Genomic DNA, 17,188 nt, shown 5'->3' on the forward strand with positions numbered 1-17,188 from the left:
GGTCAGCCGTCACTCTTGCCCGCGGTGCCGGGACGCGTGGATTTGCCGTAGCACGGTCGCACGCAGTAGAAGTGGTCGTACCAGTGATGTTCATAGTCGGGTTGGTCGAAGACTTCGACATGGTGGCAGCAGGGGCGCTCCGACTTGCCGACCTCCACGGTCCAGCGCAGGTAATGGCTGTTGCAGCCCACCACCCAGATCAGCGCCTCGAATTCCGCGCAGTGCACGGTGTCATCCAGCCGGGTGTCGAATTCCGCGCGCACGGTGCGGCGTTCTTTTGGCCCCAGCGTGAAGCTGTTGGGCGAGAGCGTGATGCGCCCGGCGTCCGGTCCGGCGGCGGCTAGGGTGAAATTGCGCGGGCGGAAATCGGTGTTGGTGATGCGGATTTCCATGATGCCGGTGCTGCCCGCGCAGAGCTTGCAGTGGTATTCGCCAAGGTCCTTGGGCATCCAGCAGGGTTCGGGGATGTCGCAGCAATTGGACGATTGTCCCGCGGTCAGCGAGGACAGGAACCGCTGTGCTGTGTCCGCCAGCCCGTCGATGATGTCGCCGGTCAGGTCCATCTGCCGCGCCATCACGTCGGACATGCTGTCCACGGTGTCGCGCATGTCCTTGGAAATGCTCTTTCGCTGTTTCATCTGCTGTCCCCCTTGTGGTTCGGATGGCTCAGGGTCAGGCGGACCGTGAGCCGCAGGTTCTGCTTCATCACGACAACGGCGTGAAAGGCGCGACCCTCGCCCAGTTGCGTGTCCGCGTTCAGCGGGTCGGGCAGGACGACGTCGCCGCTGGCCTGGCAGTGCTGCCCGGCGCCCAATGGGCCCTTGATCTCCGGCGTCAGCCGAAACCGCATCAGCCCCAGGTACGACCGGCGCAGACCAAGGATGAAATCGCCGAAGATGTCGAGCGGCGCCTCGGCCTCCGAGCCATAGGCGGCGGCAAAGGCACCGGCCAGCCCGTCGGAGGCAAAGAGCCCGGCAACACCGCCCGTCGGCACCTCGAGCGCCACATTGCCGGTATTTTTCACCACGAAATCCAGAGCTACCCGGTCACCGGGCCGTCCGGTAACGTGTACAGACGACGGCGACAGGCGCAGCTTTTCCCGCGCGGGCACATCCACCACGACGGGGTATTCACCCTCTTCGGTCACCAGCGTGGCCTTATGTGTGCCGGGCGGGGCGGTGGCCCCGAGACGGGTTGCGATCCGTGTTTGCCCTTTGCGGGGCAGCAGCCGCGCCTTCACGTCCGCCCCAAGCTCTTTCTTCAGCGCGCCGGAGAGTTTCAGGACACCGGATTGCGGTCGCGCGACCTGGAAGGGCGCAATCCCTTGCCCTTTGCGCAGCTGGATGCCCTCCTTGAGATCAGCCATTGTCGTCTACGAGGTCAATGCGGTTGGCGCTGCCAGCGATTTCCCGCGCATTGGTGGTGCTGCCCACGGGGCCGCAGATTTCACAAGGGTTGGGCTTGTAATCCTCGGTGATGACCTGCGCCTCACCGCAGAGATTGATGCAGAGCAGCTCGTTGCCCAGCAGCGACAGGCCCACCTTGAAATTGGCCGGCAAATGCGCCCGGATCGCCGGAATTTCCTTGATCCGCAGCGACAGATCAACGGGATCGAGCCCAAGCTGCACTTTCGGAATTTCGGTCACCCCGATCCTGATCTCGGGCAACTCGCGCACCCTCAGCTCGATGGTCGGCAACTCACGCACACGGATGTCGCTGTCTAGGGACAGATCCCCGTCAATCGTTGCGCCGCCACTGAGGTTGAGATCTATTTCATAGTCGTCAGGAATATCTACGCCCATGGTATTCTCCTTCTTGGGTCGGGCCGAGATCTTGACGTTAGGTTAACAGAAATTGGAGATTCGGCGAAGTGGGCGCTTGAAAAACAACCAAAAAGACGCGCGTACACATGGAATTTCAGCAAATACATGGACGATTTTACCCGCACGCCCTACTTTCCGGCGCAGGGAGTTTTTGCGCCTATGCATCGTCTGATCCTGGGAGTGTTTCTTGCGCTCTTTGCCATAACGCCGGTGGCGGCGGACCGGGTTGCCTATATCGATCTGGCGCGGCGCGGCTGGAATTATGAATTGCGCACCACCATGCTCGGGCGTGATCTGTCGATCCCGGTGCATATAAACGGGCGTGATCTGGCGGGGGCGAGCCTCTGCATCGTCGGTGAACGCCCACACCCGAATTCGCTGGAAATCATCAACGCGTTTCGCGATCTGGCGGCCCATGTTTTCGGCAAGCCGCTGACCATGCGCTACGCCGGGCAAGACGCTGACGGCTGCGGCTCCGGGCGCACGGTGATCCTGCGGCTCTACTCCGGGCATCCGCCCAATCAGGCCCTATCGGCGGATTTACGCTGGATGAACAGCGTCTATCAATTGGGCCTGCCCGCGCAGGGGTATTATGCTGCGACCTCTCCGGCGATGGCGCAAACCTTTTTCGGCAGGCGCGGGCAAGGGACCCATATCATGGTCAAACAGCCTGGCCTGAAGCACCTGGGCGTGTTGGAGCGGTCGTTTTACACCTCCATTCTGGTGGAGGAACTGTTCCAGTCTTTCACCTTCGGCATGGACATCCTGCTCTTTGACCGCTCAGCGGTGTTTCAGTCGAAACTGCAGGAAACGCCGCTGAACCTGCAGCGGCTGTCTTGGGAATCGCGTGATTTCATGCGGGCCCTGCTGAAATCCAATCCCGGCGGGCTCTGCGCCTTTGACGTCTTCATGATGCACGCGGTGGCCGAAGCGCCGGTGGATCAGACCATTGAACCCGGTTTCATCGACTACATCGACAGCGCCTATGATACCCTGCTGGCGCAGGCGGCTGAAACCATGGGCGATGCCCGGTTTGCCGCCATCGTCGCGCCGGGATGTCAGCGCGCCCCGATCTGAAGGTAATACTTTCGGTGGTATTTGCGCAGCGGGCCCGCAGGGGTACCGTGACGGGCAAAAGGCCGCGCAATCGCGGCTGGGAGGAGCTATGGATATGAGACCGGAGCCTGTGAAATCAGGCGTGGCGGCGCTGTCGTCCTATTTGGCGAACGGTCTTGTCGGGCATGAGGTTCTGATTGAACGCCTGCTGGTGGCCCTGCTGGCCGATGGGCATCTGCTGGTCGAAGGGCCGCCGGGTCTGGCCAAGACGCGCGCAGTCAAATGGCTGTCGGATGCGGTGGAAGGCAGCTTTGCCCGCATCCAATGCACCCCCGACCTGATGCCCTCGGACCTGACCGGCACGCCGGTTTACAAGCCGCAGGACGGATCGTTTGAATTTGTGGCGGGGCCGGTCTTCAACAATCTGGTGCTGGTCGATGAGATCAACCGCGCGCCGCCCAAGGTGCAATCGGCCCTGCTCGAAGCCATGGCCGAGCATCAGGTCACCGCAGGCAATGACACCCATGCCTTGCCTGATCCATTTCTGGTGGTGGCCACGCAGAACCCGATCGAACATGACGGAACTTTCCCACTGCCCGAAGCGCAGCTGGACCGGTTTTTGCTGCATGTGGTGCTGGAACTGCCGGGGTTGGAGACTGAGCGGAAAATCCTCGATTTGGTCGAGGCCGAGACACAGAGTGGGGCGCCGGAGGTGCAGGCGCTGACGCTGGAAGAGCTGGCAGCGGCGCGGGCGGCGGTGCGGGCAGTGCATCTGGCGCCGGAGTTGCGCGACTACATCGTGCGGCTGGTGCTGGCGACGCGGGAGGGGCCGCAGGCGGTGGACATCGAACATGCGGTATCGCCGCGCGGATCGCTGGCGCTGGCCGCCGCGGCGCGCGCGCGGGCCTTTCTGCAGGGCCGCGATTATGCGATGCCCGAGGATGTGGCCGCCCTGGCGGGCGATGCGCTGGCGCACCGGATGGTGCTGAGCTGGCGCGCGGTGGCCGATGGGCGCAGGCCGCGCGATGTGGTGGCGGATGTGCTGAACGCCACGCCGCCCTTATGAGCGAGGCGCTGCAGGCCCCGGGCGTTGCCCTGCGCTCCGATGCCCTGATTGCCCTGCGCCGTGTCGCCCTGACCGCGGATGCCGCCCCGGTGCTGGCGGCGCTGCCCGGCGGCTTTGCCACCCGGCGCAAGGGCCATGGGCTCGAAGTGGCCGACATGCGCGAATATGTGGCCGGGGATGACATCCGGCATCTGGATCGCGGCACCACGGCGCGGACGGGGCGGTTGCACGTGCGCCAGTTTCAAGAGGAGCGCGACCGGGTCAGCCTGCTGGTGGCCGATTTCCGGCCTGCGATGTTCTGGGGGATGCGCCGGTCCTTTCGTTCGGTGGCGGTCGCGGAGGCGCTGACGCTGATCGGCTGGAATGTGGTGGAGAGCGGCGGGCGCGTAGGCCTGCTGGCGGTGACGTCCGGGGAGCCGGTGATCGTGCCGCCGCGGGGGCGGACCCGCGGGATGCTCGATGTGATCGGCGGCATGGTGCAGGCGCATGAGGCGGGGCTGGCGGCGATGGTCGCGGGGCAGGGGACGGACGACCCGGCGCTGGATCAGGCGCTGTCGCGGGCGGACCGGTTGGTGCCCTCGGGGGCCGAGCTGATCATCGGGTCGGGGTTTGACGCGCCGGGGGCCGGATTGGCGGACCGGCTTGATGCGCTCGCGCGGCGACGGCTGCCCCGGCTGGTGCTGGTGACGGATGCGCAGATTGCGCGGATGCCGCAGGGGCGTTACCCGATCCGCATGGCGGATGGGCGCCGTGTGCGGTTGACGCTGGGCGGCGGCGCGGCGGCCGCCGAGGACCCGGTGCGGCAGATTGCGGGCCGCGCCGCCCTGGTGCTGGATGCCGGCGAAAGCGTTGAGCAGATGGCGCGGCGCATCGTGGCGGCCTTTCCGGCGGAGCGCGCAGCATGACGGATCGGGCGATCAGCGAAACGGCGATGCTGACCAGCCTGCAGGACATCCACCTGCCAGCCGAGGCTGCGGGGGGGATGGCGGCGGATCTGGCGGTGGCCATTGGTCTGGCGAGCCTGGCCGCCCTGCTGATCGCGGGCGTGCTGCGGGCGTTGAGCCTGAAACGGCGGCCCGCGCCGGAAAGGACCCTGAAAACCCAACTGGCCGAGGTGCAAAAGCTGCCCGATGCCGAGCGGCGCGTTGCCCTGTTGCATCTGATGCGCGATCTGGCCCCGGAACACTACGCGGAGATCAAAGGCGCGATTTACCAGCCCGGGGGCGGGGTCGATCTGGCGACGCTGGAGGCGGAGGTGGGCGCGCGTGTTTGAACTGGCCGATCCCTGGATTCTGCTGGCACTGCCGTTGCCGCTGCTGGCCATGCGCCTGCTGGGGGCGGCGCAGATGGCGGGCGGGGCGATCAAGGTGCCTGACCGCATTGGCGGCGCGCTGCTGGCCGCAGGCCGGGGGCGGGGCGGGGTCACCGGTCTGCAGATGCGGCAGGGCCTCCTCTGGGCGATCTGGGCGCTGATGCTGCTGGCGGTCTCCGGCCCGCGCGATCTGGCGCCGGTCTCCGCGCTGAAAGTGACCGGGCGCGATCTGGCCATTGTTCTGGATCTTTCCGGCTCCATGGTGCGGGATGACTTCCACCTGGATGATCGTCAGATCACCCGGCTCGAAGCGGTCACCACCGTGGGCGCCGATTTCGCGCGGCGCCGCGGCGGCGACCGGGTGGCCCTGATCGTCTTTGGGTCGGAAGCCTATTACGCCTCGCCCTTCACCTTTGACGTCGAAGCCATCGCCCGCCGGATCGAAGGGGCCACTATCGGCATCTCGGGGCGCGCCACCAACATCTCCGACGGGCTTGGGCTCGCGGTCAAACGCATGGCCGAGAGCGCGGCGGCCTCCCGCGTCGTTATTCTGTTGTCGGACGGGGTCAATAACGCAGGCGCCACTAATCCGCGCGGGGTGGCGGAACTGGCCGCCGGGATGGGCATCCGGGTGCATACCATCGCGCTGGGTCCCAAGGATCTCAGCACCGCCGAGCTGGGCGAACGCGGGGTGGTGGATGCCGCCACCCTGCGCGCCATCTCCGATATCTCGGGGGGCGAAAGCTTCCGGGTCAGAACCACCGACGATCTGGCCGCCGTGGCGCAAGCGCTGGACCAGCTCGAAGCAACAGACAGTGACGGATTGGCGGCGGAGGTCTTTCGCGACTACTGGATGTGGCCCGCGACCTTCGCGGTCTGCCTCAGCCTCTGGCTGGGCTGGCGGGAGCTGACATGAGCGCGGCGGATCTCACCCTCCTGCGGCCTCTGTGGTTGCTGGCGCTGCCCGTGCTCGCGGGGGTGGGCTGGTGGCTCTATACCCGACGCGGTGGCCTTGGCGACTGGCAAAAGGCGACGGATCCGGCGCTCCTGCGGGCGATGGCGGCTTTGGGTCGGGTCGACAACAGCGCCAGCCGGGCGCCGCTGCTGGCCATGCTGGCGGCTGTGGCGGTGACCCTTCTGGCTCTGGCGGGCCCGGCGATCGAGCGGCGCGATACCCTGTCCTTTCGCAACCTCGATGGCGTGCTCTTTGTCATCGACGCCTCCGCCAGTGTGACCGAAGATGCGCGTTGGCCGCAGATGCTGACCATGGGGCGGTTCGGGCTGGCCTCGTTGGGCACGCGCCCCGGCGGGCTGATCGTCTTTGCCGGGGATGCCTATGTCGCCACGGATATGACGCTGGACCACCTGCAGCTGGGGCAAACGCTCTCCCTGATCGATGCCAAAACCGTGCCGGATCCGGGATCGCGCCCGGAACGGGCCTTGCGCATGGCCGCCGATCTGCTTGCGGATGCCGAGGTTGTGGCCGGGGATGTGATCCTGCTGAGCGATGGCGAGGGCCTGGGTGCGGCCTCGTTGCAGGCCGCCAGCGCGATTGCGGCACAGGGCGCGCGGTTGTCGCTGGTGTCGCTCAACGCACCGGATCCGGCCTTTGAGACCCACGCGGCGGCGGGCGACGGCAGGGTCTTTACGCTGGAGCAGACCGATGCGCTTGCGGACTGGCTGTCAGAGGCAGCGCGCACCCGGCTGAAGGCGCAGGATTATCCGCTGCTCTTTTGGAAGGACATGGGGCGCTACCTGCTGATCCTGGCGCTTTTTCCGCTGCTTTTGCTGTTTCGCAGGCAGGCGGCATGAAGGCGCTGGCGCTCATATCCGCGCTGGCGCTGGCGACGGCGCTGATCCTCGGCGGAGCCGCCCCCTTTGGCCGCGCCCTGATGGCGGTCGGTTTGCCGGGGCTTGCGGTGCCCTTTTTCGACACGCCCGACTGGCAGGGGGCCGCGCACTATCGCGCCGGGCAATTTGACGACGCCGCGGCGCGTTTCGCGCAGGCGCGGGACTATTACAATCTCGGCAATGCCGAAGCCTTCCGGGGGCACCATGCCGCCGCCCTCGAAGCCTTCGATCTGGCCCATGCGCGGGGTCACCCGGATGCGCAGGCGAATTTCGACGTGGTGGCGGCCTATTACGCCGGGCTGGGCATCGACCCTGAGGCGCTGGGGCTGCTGCCGGAGCGCAAGGAGGGGCCGACCGAGGAAAGCTTTGTCGCGCGGGGTGACGCGCGTGCCGCCGGGACCGGGAGTGAGGTGACCAACAACAATACCATGCTGGGGCTAGCCGAATTGCGAAGCCGGGGTCAGTTTAGCGTGCGGCGCATTTTCGATGATAAATTCATGGTGGCGGACGCCAGATGGCTGGAACAGCTTAGCGATGTGCCGGGCGACTACATGGCAGCCCGGATTGCGCAGGAACACAAGCGGCGGGTGAAACTGGGGCTGTCCCCACCCAAGGCGGAGGATCCGCGATGAGGCTGCTGTTATGCATCCTCCTGCTGCTGGGGCCGACGATTTTGCGGGCGCAGACCAAGGCGGTCTTGCCGTCCGATCTGAAGCTCTGGGTCGAGGTGGAGGAGACCGAGCATACCCCGCTGGCCCGGGAAATGGTGCTGATCACCATCAAGGGGATCTACCGGCGTCACATCACCCGCGAACAGTTGGTGCAGCCGGATTTCGACGGGTTCAGCTGGACGCAACTGGGGGATGACACCTGGCGCGAAGAACGGTTGAACGGCGAGAAGGTGAAGACCTTCAGCCGGCGCATGGCGGTCTATCCCGACCGGCCGGGGACGCTGACCATTGGCGCCTTTACCCATAATCTGACCCTGACGGATGAGCGCGACGACTGGTTTGAGCATCCGGTGACTTCCGAGCCCGTCACCCTTGAGGTGGCTCCGGCCCCTGCGGGGTCGACATGGTGGTTCCCGGTGAAGCAGCTGCGCATTTCGGACCAATGGTCCAACGCACCTGATCAGCTGGTGCCGGGCGAGGGGGTCTTGCGGTTGGTGCGGATCGAGGCGCTTGGCGTGACGCCCGAGATGATCCCGCCAATGCCGGAATTGAAATCCCCTTCGGCGATGATCTTTGCCCATCCCGACAAGCGGTTTGTCGAGCTGTCGCCCGGGGGGCCGCAGACCTATGCCTTCTGGCGCTGGACCATCCGGCCCAGCAACGACACCTCGACCATCGTGGAGCCGCTGAGTTTCGACTATTACGATACGGTCAACCGGGTGATGCGGACGGTCACCATCTCTGCGCAGCGCGTGGCCTATGGGTCGGCGGTGCCGGAGGAACAGCCCGCGTCGTTGGCGCTGAGCCGGCCCGATCCCGCGCGCCTGCCGGGGTGGCCGATGGCGGCTTTGGCAGGTCTGGTGGGGCTTTTGGGTGTCGGGTATGCGCTGTCCGGGCGGCGGCTGGCGGGGCTGAAGGCGCTGGAGCGATTTGGGCTCTTTGACCCGCTCGCCAGACAAATGCGGCAGGCAGCGCGCGCAGGCCAGGTGCAGCAATTGCGCCGGGCGGCGGCGGCGATCCTGCGGCGGGACGGGCCGTCTGAGGGGCGCGCCAGGCTGCTCAGACACTTGGACAAATCGATCTTCGATCCGGGGGCCACGCCCGGGTCGCTCGCGACATTCACCCGCGCGTTTTTGCGGCAAATGTGATTCCGCATGCTGACCCCTGCGACGGAGAGAAGATGCAACATAATGCGAAAATGGCCCCTCAAGAGGGGCTCTAAACCCGTGAGTTTGCTGAATATGACCGGATTTGGGGGGATTCACCGGGTAGCAGTTGAAAATGCAAGCTTTGCGAGTACGATCATGCGCGGGAGGATTTTTTAATGGAACACGTACGTGCGCCAATTGATCAGGATTCGGTTTCGAGGATTTTGATCGTCGACGATCACCCGCTGTATAACGACGCCTTGGAATCGGCTCTGGAGCTGGTTTTTGCCGAGTGCGATATTCGCAAGGCCAGCAATCTGAGCGATGCCCTGGCCGAAGCCAAAACCGGGTTCGATCCGGAATTGGTGATGTTCGATCTGAAGCTGCCGGATGTGATCGGGATTTCGGGGTTTGTCAGCCTGCGCCAGCAGTTGCCGGATGCAAAGATCCTGGTCATCTCGTCGCTGGCGTCCTTTGACCTTGTGCAGTCCCTGCTGAAGGAGGGGGCCTGTGGGTTCTTGCCCAAGGATACCTCTGCCCGGGCGCTGCGATCTGTGCTGGCCGAGATCACAAATGGCCGGACCTATGTGCCCAAGGAGTACCAGACACCGGGCAACTGCGAGGCGCAGGCGGTTGAATTCGACCATCCCAAGCTGGCCGATCTGACACCGCAGCAGCAACGCATCATGAAGCTGATCTGTTGCGGGAAACCCAACAAGCAGATCGCCTATGAGCTGTCGCTGGCCGAAGCGACCGTGAAGGCGCATATCACCGCCTTGTTGCGGCGTCTCGGGGTGAGCAATCGCACCCAGGCCGTGGTGATGGTCGAGGGGGCCATGGCCGCGCAACGGGCAGCGGAACCGGAAGCGCGCGCGTTCCTCAAGCATTAGGAGGGCGCGGCATGCTCGATGTGCGCGCGAAACCAACCTGCATCGCGGTGGCGCTCTCCCGTGCCGTCGGCGAAGAGGCCGCGGCCCGCAACGCGGCAACGCAGATCGACCGCGACGAGACCTGTTTCGTGCTGGCCTTTGTGCCCGGCGATCTGGATGGCGCCATCATTGCGGAGACGCTGGAGGAAAACCTCGGTGGTGTGCCGGTCTTTGGCTGCTCCACCGCCGGTCAGATCACCACAGAGGGCTATGAGACCGACGCGCTGCTGCTGCTGGCCTTTCCGAAAACGCATTTTCGCTGCTCGTCGGTGCTGCTGGAGCCGCTGAAACCGCTCTCCACCACCACAATCGCAACCGCGGCGCAACGGCATGAGCAGAAATTCCAGCACACGGCGGGTTGGCATCGGCTGGGCCTGATCTTTACGGATGGTCTGTCGAAACAGGAAGACGTTCTGATCTCCACACTGGAAACGGTGCTGGGGGATCTGCCGGTTTTTGGCGGCTCCGCAGGCGACGGGCTGCGGTTTGAACAGACCTATGTGCTGCACAAGGGCAAGACGCACCACAATGCTGCGCTGCTGCTGCTGCTGGAAACGGATTTGCCCTTCCAGGGCGTGGGGTTTGACCACTTTCTGCCTGCTGACAGCCAGATCATCATCACCGATGCCGACCCCGAAGAGCGTAAGGTTTTTGAGATCAACGGCGCGCCAGCCGCTGCCGAATACGCGCGGCTGGTGGGCTGCGCGGTGGAGGATCTTTCACCGCAGATCTTTGCCGAAAACCCGATGCTGATCGAATATAAGGACAGCCACTACGTGCGGGCCATTTCGGATGCGGACGCAGATGGCGCACTGTCCTTTCTCGCCGCGATCGATGATGGGTTGATCATGACGCTCGGGCAGGGGCAGGAGATCATCGAAACGCTGCAAACCGGGCTGAACATCAAGGACGACAAGGGCCGTAACCCGGATTTCATCCTCGGGTTCGACTGCGTGCTGCGCAAGCTTGAGATCGAACAGAAACAACTGGGCCGCGCGGTCTCGGACGTGCTGGGCGCGGCGCGGGTCTTTGGCTTCAACACCTATGGCGAGCAGCATTGCGGCGTGCACATGAACCAGACGCTTGTCGGGGTGGCCTTCTTTGGACCGGATCAAAGGAAGTTCTTTTGAGCATGATCGACCCGAATGACCCGCCGCAGGTGCAGGTCGAAAAGCAGGCCAAGATCATCAATGCGCTGATCCGCCGGGCCAGCCGTCAAAAGGATGTGGGGCCCTCGGCCTACCGCGCCTTTCAATCGGCCATCGATCTGCAGCAAAAGGTGGCGGCCCAGACACTGGAGCTGGAGAGCGCGCGCTATGAGCGGGAACGGACCCGCAAAACGCTCGCCGAAGCCCTGGCATCTATGGAGGAGGGGCTGGCGCTTTTTTCTGATGGTGCGCTGAACATCTGCAACGACCTTTTCAAAGGCCTGCTGCCGGATATCTCGGAAAAAATCGTGCCGGGCCTGACGCTGGCGGAATGTTTCGACCTGATGGCGGGCAGCGACTATCTGGTATCCACCGATCGCACATTGCCCAATCTACGACGCGCGCTGGAGAGCGGTCAGCACGCGGGATCCGTGGTGTCGCTGGTGGCGGAGGTGGCGCGGGACCGTTGGTATCAGATGAGCGCGCAACAGACCTCGCCGGAAAACACGGTGCTGCTGCTGACCGAGATCACCGCGCTGGTGCGGCACAACCGGCGTGAAAAGGAGCACCTGATCGACCGGCAGGCGGACTACCTGCAGGCGGTGTTCCAGAACATGACCGCGGGGGTTTGCACCTTCTCTGCCGCTGGCGAAGTCATGATGCAAAACGGGCGGTTTCGCGATATCCTCGGTGTGCCACTGACGGTTTTGCAGCCGGGCACACCCTTGCAGGAATTGCTGGATTTCATGCGTACCCGGGCCCTGATCACCGAGGATGCGCCGCTGCGGGTTGATGCCTGGCGCGAGGAACTCAAGAAGAAAGGCTCGCTCACCACCCGGGTGTCCCATGGTGCCGACCGGGTGCTGGATGTGCAGGCCAACGTGCTGCCGGACGGTGGGTTTCTGGTGGAGCTGAAAGACGTCACGCTGGAAACCCGGTCCACGGAAGTGCTGGAAAACCGGGTGATGGAGCGCACCGCGGAGCTGACCCGCGCCAACGCCAGCCTGACCGAGCAATATGAGGAAAAGGCGCGCGTCGAAGAAGAATTGCGGGTGGCCAAGGAACGCGCCGAGGCGGCGGTATCCTCCAAGACCCGCTTTCTGGCGGCAGCGAGCCACGATCTGTTGCAGCCGATCAATGCCGCGAAACTGCTGATTTCCTCGCTGCAGGAGACCACCCGCGAGACGCGCTTCAGCCCGATGGTCGACCGGCTGGAAGGGGCCTTTGCCTCTGCCGAATATCTGTTGCATTCGCTGCTGGATATCTCGCGGCTGGAAAGCGCGGACCCGGACACGGTTTCGGCCACCGATGTCAGCCTTCAAGGGCTGATGGAAGGGGTCAGGGCGGATCAGAGCCTGCTGGCGGCGCAGAAATCCGTGCGGCTCGACGTGGTGCCCTGTACCCTGGTGGTGCATTCCGACCCGGTCTATCTGCTGCGCTCGATCCAGAATCTGGTGGTCAACGCGATCCAATATACCGACCCCGGCGGTCGGGTGCTGCTGGGGTGTCGCCGCAAGGGCGCGAAGGTTGTGCTGGAGGTCTGGGACACCGGTATCGGCATCTCGGCCAGGGATCAGCTGCGGATTTTCGACGAGTTCACGCGGGCAGAGAATGTGCCCATCGGGTCGGGTGTGGGGCTGGGGCTGTCGGTGGTGGACCGCGCCTGCCGCCTGCTGGATCACGCACTGGCGGTGCGCTCAAAGCCCGGCCGTGGATCGGTTTTCAGCATCGAGATGGATGTTGTGGACCCTGAGACGGCGCAGCCGGTACCGCAGGGTCCGGTCGAGGATACTTTCGACGGCACGCTGGAATATATCGTCATGGTGATCGAGAACGATGCCGATGTGCTTTATGGCGCAACGCAATGGCTGGAGCTGCGCGGGGCCAGCGTGTTGCCCGCACGGTCAACCAAGGAGGCGCTGGCGCACATTTCGGATCTGGGCATGCCGCCCGATATCATTCTGGCGGATTATCAGCTGGATGGCACGGATACGGGGGTTCAGGCGACGCAGGATATTCGTGCGGCCACCGGCGCCCAGGTGCCCGCGATCCTGATCACCGCGGACCGCAGCGAGACCGTGCGGCGGCTGGGCCTGCAGAACGATATGTCCGTGCTGACCAAACCGGCGGAGCTGTCACGGCTGCGGCCACTGATCGATTGGAAAATTCGCGGTCATTCAGAGGCGGCGGACACAGACAAAAGTCGGAGGTGACAGCCATGGGCCGTGCCCTCACACTTGGCGTCGGGAGGACGCCATAATGATCAGATTTTCAGCCCTTGGACTGGTGGCAGTATTCTGCGCGGGTGTGGCGATGGCCGCGCCGCTGGCGGGTGACAAGACATATGACATGCTGTTCAAGAACGGCACATTGGATCAGATCGATCGGGGGGCCGAACTGGTCTACCGGCGCGAGGTCAGTAATGCGCTGAAACCGGATACGGCCACGCGGGACACGGGCGATATTGCCTTGAGTTTCCGCGAGGGGGAGGCGGCGCTGGCGCTGCTGGAGTTCCGCCAGGATGGCAAGCACCGCGCTCTGGGCAGTTTCCCGGCTAGTGTCGGCAATCCGATGATCATGTATTTCTACGAAACCGTTGTCCGGGATATGGCCGAGAGTGCGGGCGGCAGCCCATTCTATATCCGCAACCGGGTCAAGGACGCGCTGGTGCAGGCCTCGGACATCGTGCAGGGTGAGGCCGTGGTCGAGGGCAAGACCGTCACCACCCAGACCATCCGCATGTATCCATTTGCCGGTGATCCCAACCATGACAAGATGCAGGGGTTCGGCGATCTGGAGCTGCGCGTGACCATGTCCGAGGAGGTGCCGGGCTGGTACATGAGCCTGGTGGCGGAGGCCTCTGCAGGGCAGGTCTACCGGTCTGAATTGTCCTTTCACCGGCTCGACGGTGCGCCATGAAACGGCTGGCGGTTGCTCTGAGCGTTCTGCTGGCGGTGCCCGGTATCGTGTCGGCGCAATCGGTTGCTGAGCAGTTGAACGACTACCCCACGGCGGCGCGGGCCGACTATGTGTTTGCCTGTATGGTCACCAATGGGCAGACCCGCGAAATGCTCGACCGCTGCGCGTGTTCCATCGATGAGATCGCCTCGATCCTGCCCTATGAGCAGTATCTGGAGGCCGAAACCGTCCTGTCGATGCGACGGGTCGGGGGTGAGCGCATGTCGTTTTTCCAAAGTGCAGCGATGGCCGAGAACCTGGTGGCTGATCTGCGGCGTGCGCAGGCTGAGGCTGAAATCATCTGTTTCTGATTACGTAAAAAAGCGCTGCGGGAGCATTTCCGGCAGCGCTTTTGCATTGGTTCTGATTGTCTTCTATCCGCTGACGGATTTCGGCAGCTCGCTCTCAAAGCTGTTGCCATCCGTATCGGTCGCCTTGACCGTCAGCGACGTTGATCCGTTATCGTTATAGCCAAAGCGGAACACCGGATTTTCCGAGATTGAAATGCCCCCGTCCATGGTAAAGAGCATTTCATCGCCCTGCCAGACCTCAAGGTGGTCGATGAAATGCGCCGGAATGAACAGCTGCGTGATCTGATCGCGCTGCAGCCCGGAGTAATTCGGATGGCGGATCATGATCTGGGCTTCGCGCCGGGGGGTCGAGACCAGGGCACCATCGTCAAAGCTGCGCAGTTTCATCTTGCCCATGCTGGCCAGCGCCACTTCCGGATCCTTGGTGGCCGGGGCCGAGCAGCCGCCCGACGCTTTCACGTAGCGCCCGGTCATGTGGAACCCGTCCGGCGTTTCGGCAATGACACGGACATTGGAGTATTGGTTCACCCGCACGCGCAATTCGAAATCAAGTACCCCCATGGCCGGGGAAAACCCGAAGACGGCGGCAACCGGCGCGGGGTTTTCATCTACCACCACCGTGGCGGCGGTGATGATTTTGGAGGGGTCAGTTTGCTTGAGAACCACGGGAACGGTGGCGGCATCATGGGCGCGGTAGGGCGCCTCAATCGACAGTAGCCCCTCGGCAGAGGCGATCTCGGCCTCGCCGATCACGTCGCCGCGCAGATCGTTCCAGGTCTCGCTTTCGGTCAGCGGATTCTTCACGGAATCTGCGGCCCAGGCGGGCCCCGCAATCAGCGCCGCAAGGGCTGCGGCGTGCACAAGTCTCATAGCCATGCCTGTCTCCTCCTGCACGGAATTTGCGACGTTATGCCACAATTGCAGGCAAAAAGACACATATACCTAAGGCTGATTGGACCTCACGTTTTCGTGTGGAATGGTGCCGCCGAAAGGAGCTGCCATGTTCGAAGCCGTGATTGCCCTCTGCGTGAGCCTGACGGAGGGGCCCTGCCGCGACCAACTTTTGCCCGGATATGAAGCGCAAACGCAGGCCGTTTGCATCGCCGCATTGGCGGCCAAAACCCCCGATCTGGATGTCTTCGGAGAACTGCAACAGCAGGGTGCTGCGCGCTGCGCCCCGGTCGGGGCCGCGCTGTCGGTCACCGAGGTGGCCCCTGGCGTCTTCGTGCATATGGGTGCGATCGAAGAACCGGATGCCACCAATCTGGGCGATATCACAAACCTCGGGTTCGTGATTGGTAAGACAGGTGTTGCCGTCATCGACACCGGTTCGGCGCGCTGGATGGGCGAGGCGCTGTGGCGCGCGATCCGGGCGCAGACGGACAAACCCGTCACCCACGCGATCATCACCCATATGCATCCTGATCACGCCCTGGGTGCAGGGCCCTTCGCCGAAGCCGGGGCTGAAATCGTCGGGCATGCCAATCTGTCGCGCGCGCTGTCAGACCGTCAGGCGAACTATCTGGAAAGCCTGAACCGCCTTATCGGCGTCGGTGCGATGCTGGGCACGAGGACCGTTTCCGTGGACATGGCAATTGAAACCATGGGCGAAATCGATCTGGGGGATCGGGTGCTGCAGCTGCGCGCCTGGCCGATGGCCCATACGGGAACCGACGTGACGGTGATGGATGCGACAACCGGAACCCTCTTTGCCGGGGATCTGATTTTCCACCGGCACACGCCCGCCCTCGATGGCAAGCTGACCGGGTGGCGCGCGGTTCTGGCAGAGCTGGAAGCGTTGGACGTACAAAGGGTGGTGCCCGGGCATGGCGGCCCCGCGCTGGACTGGCCGGAAGGGGCGCAGGACATGTCGCGCTATCTGCAGGTGCTGGAAACGGACACAAGGGCCGCCATCGATGCGGGCCAACGGTTGGGGGAGGCCGTGGAGGTGATTGCCGAAAGCGAAGCGCCACATTGGCAGCTCTTTGACGCCTATAACCCGCGCAATGCCACGGTCGCTTTCACCGAGCTGGAATGGGAATAGCGGCGGCTACCCCTGATCCTGAACCGCCTGCTGCAGCATCTGGGCGATGCTGAACAACCGCCGCTCCAGCAGGGTTGGCGTTTCACAAAGATAGCTGATGTTGCGCTGCCGGTCGGTGTAGATCACCTGATCCCAGTCGAGTTGTTCCTCCAGCAGGTCCACGCGATCAAAATCCGGCTCGGATTTGGCGAGGATGGTGTCCATTTCCGCGCGGGCCAGATCGATCTTGTCCGCCAAGGCGATCTGGCTGAGGGAGAAATCCCCAATGCCCGTGATGATTCGCGTCCGGCGTTTGGAAAGCGTGTCGAAAACACTGGCAAAGACCATCCCAAGCGCTTCGGCATCCCCGTCATATGTTTCGGCAAATGTATCGATGCGGGGTTGCAGGCTGTCCAGCTCAACCCGGCGCAGGGACAGGTAGCCTGCCAGATCGGCGATATCGGCGCGCAGCGCATCACTGGCGGGTTCGGCATCGGGATCAACCGGATTGGGCCACATCAGCCCTAGGGATAGTGTTTCCACCTTGCGTTGCACACAGGGCCATGTGGGGTCCGAGAAGTCAGCTGCCTGTGCTGGCAGCGCCAAACCCGTCAGAGCAGCCAGGATTGCAAGGGTTTTGAGTTTCGTCATGCGGTCTCTCCATGCTGCCCATCAACTATGCGCCAAGCATGTGTCGGCTGTCTACCGGACCCAATACCCACCATTGTCTTAATTGTTCTGAGCCTTGGGCGGGGCTCTACTCCTTTCTAACGAGACCACACCCCAAAAGAGCCAGTGGTCCTAGGAGGAATAATTTATGATGAGAACGCGAGCTGCGGTTGCGGTTGCTGCGGGGGAGCCTTTGCAGGTGATGGAGGTGAACCTTGAAGGG

At 63.7% G+C, this 17,188-nt stretch carries 19 protein-coding genes; 14 read left to right on the forward strand and 5 right to left on the reverse strand.

The annotated features are described in order from the left end of the window. Positions 1–2: 2 nt before the first annotated feature. Genes Q1A20_RS24130 through Q1A20_RS24140 form a run of 3 tightly spaced genes read right to left on the reverse strand, consistent with a single transcriptional unit; the run spans position 3 to position 1,802 of the window. Positions 3–638 (reverse strand): hypothetical protein, encoded by a 636-nt coding sequence (locus tag Q1A20_RS24130; protein ID WP_299919240.1) that lies wholly within the window; start codon positions 636–638, stop codon positions 3–5. Continuing rightward, entirely contained in the window at positions 635–1,366 is a 732-nt protein-coding gene (locus Q1A20_RS24135) for a hypothetical protein (protein ID WP_299919243.1), read from the reverse strand. The genes Q1A20_RS24130 and Q1A20_RS24135 overlap by 4 nt, the downstream gene beginning before the upstream one ends. Further along, positions 1,359–1,802, reverse strand: coding sequence for a hypothetical protein (locus tag Q1A20_RS24140; RefSeq protein ID WP_298976777.1), 444 nt, complete (start codon positions 1,800–1,802; stop codon positions 1,359–1,361). Before Q1A20_RS24140 ends, Q1A20_RS24135 begins: the two co-directional genes overlap by 8 nt. A gap of 126 nt (positions 1,803–1,928) precedes the next feature. Between Q1A20_RS24140 and Q1A20_RS24145 the strand changes: the two genes are divergently transcribed. The 13 genes from Q1A20_RS24145 (at position 1,929) to Q1A20_RS24205 (ending at position 14,273) form a co-directional block, all read left to right on the forward strand. After that, the gene (locus Q1A20_RS24145) at positions 1,929–2,900 is read left to right on the forward strand and encodes a hypothetical protein (protein ID WP_299402368.1); all 972 of its coding nucleotides are present in this window, start codon (positions 1,929–1,931) and stop codon (positions 2,898–2,900) included. 88 nt (positions 2,901–2,988) lie between these two features. Beyond that, on the forward strand, positions 2,989–3,945 hold the full coding sequence (locus Q1A20_RS24150) for an AAA family ATPase (protein WP_299402366.1): 957 nt from the start codon (positions 2,989–2,991) through the stop codon (positions 3,943–3,945). Continuing rightward, positions 3,942–4,850 carry a DUF58 domain-containing protein gene (locus tag Q1A20_RS24155; RefSeq protein WP_299402365.1) on the forward strand — a complete coding sequence of 303 codons (909 nt, stop codon included), beginning with the start codon at positions 3,942–3,944 and terminating at the stop codon, positions 4,848–4,850. Before Q1A20_RS24150 ends, Q1A20_RS24155 begins: the two co-directional genes overlap by 4 nt. After that, complete coding sequence (locus Q1A20_RS24160) at positions 4,847–5,218, forward strand: hypothetical protein (protein ID WP_299402363.1); 372 nt, start codon at positions 4,847–4,849, stop codon at positions 5,216–5,218. Before Q1A20_RS24155 ends, Q1A20_RS24160 begins: the two co-directional genes overlap by 4 nt. Next, the gene (locus Q1A20_RS24165; protein ID WP_299402362.1) at positions 5,211–6,173 is read left to right on the forward strand and encodes a VWA domain-containing protein; all 963 of its coding nucleotides are present in this window, start codon (positions 5,211–5,213) and stop codon (positions 6,171–6,173) included. The genes Q1A20_RS24160 and Q1A20_RS24165 overlap by 8 nt, the downstream gene beginning before the upstream one ends. Beyond that, positions 6,170–7,069, forward strand: a complete 900-nt coding sequence (locus Q1A20_RS24170; RefSeq protein WP_299402360.1) for a VWA domain-containing protein — start codon at positions 6,170–6,172, stop codon at positions 7,067–7,069. The genes Q1A20_RS24165 and Q1A20_RS24170 overlap by 4 nt, the downstream gene beginning before the upstream one ends. After that, the gene (locus tag Q1A20_RS24175; protein WP_299402358.1) at positions 7,066–7,740 is read left to right on the forward strand and encodes a hypothetical protein; all 675 of its coding nucleotides are present in this window, start codon (positions 7,066–7,068) and stop codon (positions 7,738–7,740) included. Before Q1A20_RS24170 ends, Q1A20_RS24175 begins: the two co-directional genes overlap by 4 nt. Continuing rightward, complete coding sequence (locus tag Q1A20_RS24180) at positions 7,737–8,927, forward strand: hypothetical protein (RefSeq protein WP_299402356.1); 1,191 nt, start codon at positions 7,737–7,739, stop codon at positions 8,925–8,927. The genes Q1A20_RS24175 and Q1A20_RS24180 overlap by 4 nt, the downstream gene beginning before the upstream one ends. Positions 8,928–9,103: 176 nt before the next feature. Continuing rightward, a complete protein-coding gene (locus Q1A20_RS24185; RefSeq protein ID WP_299402354.1) occupies positions 9,104–9,817 on the forward strand; it encodes a response regulator transcription factor in 714 nt (237 codons plus the stop codon). Between the two features lie 11 nt (positions 9,818–9,828). Continuing rightward, positions 9,829–10,986, forward strand: a complete 1,158-nt coding sequence (locus tag Q1A20_RS24190; protein WP_299508013.1) for an FIST N-terminal domain-containing protein — start codon at positions 9,829–9,831, stop codon at positions 10,984–10,986. A gap of 2 nt (positions 10,987–10,988) precedes the next feature. After that, positions 10,989–13,217: a PAS-domain containing protein gene (locus Q1A20_RS24195; protein WP_299919258.1), complete on the forward strand. Its 2,229-nt coding sequence runs from the start codon at positions 10,989–10,991 to the stop codon at positions 13,215–13,217. A 46-nt stretch (positions 13,218–13,263) separates the two neighbouring features. After that, complete coding sequence (locus tag Q1A20_RS24200; protein ID WP_299919250.1) at positions 13,264–13,923, forward strand: hypothetical protein; 660 nt, start codon at positions 13,264–13,266, stop codon at positions 13,921–13,923. Continuing rightward, positions 13,920–14,273: a hypothetical protein gene (locus Q1A20_RS24205; RefSeq protein WP_298976799.1), complete on the forward strand. Its 354-nt coding sequence runs from the start codon at positions 13,920–13,922 to the stop codon at positions 14,271–14,273. Before Q1A20_RS24200 ends, Q1A20_RS24205 begins: the two co-directional genes overlap by 4 nt. Positions 14,274–14,336: 63 nt before the next feature. On the opposite strand, the gene Q1A20_RS24210 is transcribed toward Q1A20_RS24205, so the two are convergent. After that, positions 14,337–15,149, reverse strand: coding sequence for a quinoprotein dehydrogenase-associated SoxYZ-like carrier (locus tag Q1A20_RS24210; protein ID WP_299402349.1), 813 nt, complete (start codon positions 15,147–15,149; stop codon positions 14,337–14,339). A 124-nt stretch (positions 15,150–15,273) separates the two neighbouring features. Here Q1A20_RS24210 and Q1A20_RS24215 point away from each other — a divergent pair, with 124 nt between their 5' ends. After that, on the forward strand, positions 15,274–16,317 hold the full coding sequence (locus Q1A20_RS24215; protein WP_299919253.1) for a quinoprotein relay system zinc metallohydrolase 2: 1,044 nt from the start codon (positions 15,274–15,276) through the stop codon (positions 16,315–16,317). Positions 16,318–16,323: 6 nt separating this feature from the next. Here Q1A20_RS24215 and Q1A20_RS24220 read toward each other — a convergent pair whose 3' ends face one another. Further along, positions 16,324–16,947, reverse strand: coding sequence for a hypothetical protein (locus Q1A20_RS24220; RefSeq protein WP_299919254.1), 624 nt, complete (start codon positions 16,945–16,947; stop codon positions 16,324–16,326). Positions 16,948–17,188 lie beyond the last annotated feature (241 nt).

The sequence above is a fragment of the uncultured Roseobacter sp. genome (genome assembly GCF_947501835.1).
Taxonomy (GTDB): domain Bacteria; phylum Pseudomonadota; class Alphaproteobacteria; order Rhodobacterales; family Rhodobacteraceae; genus Roseobacter.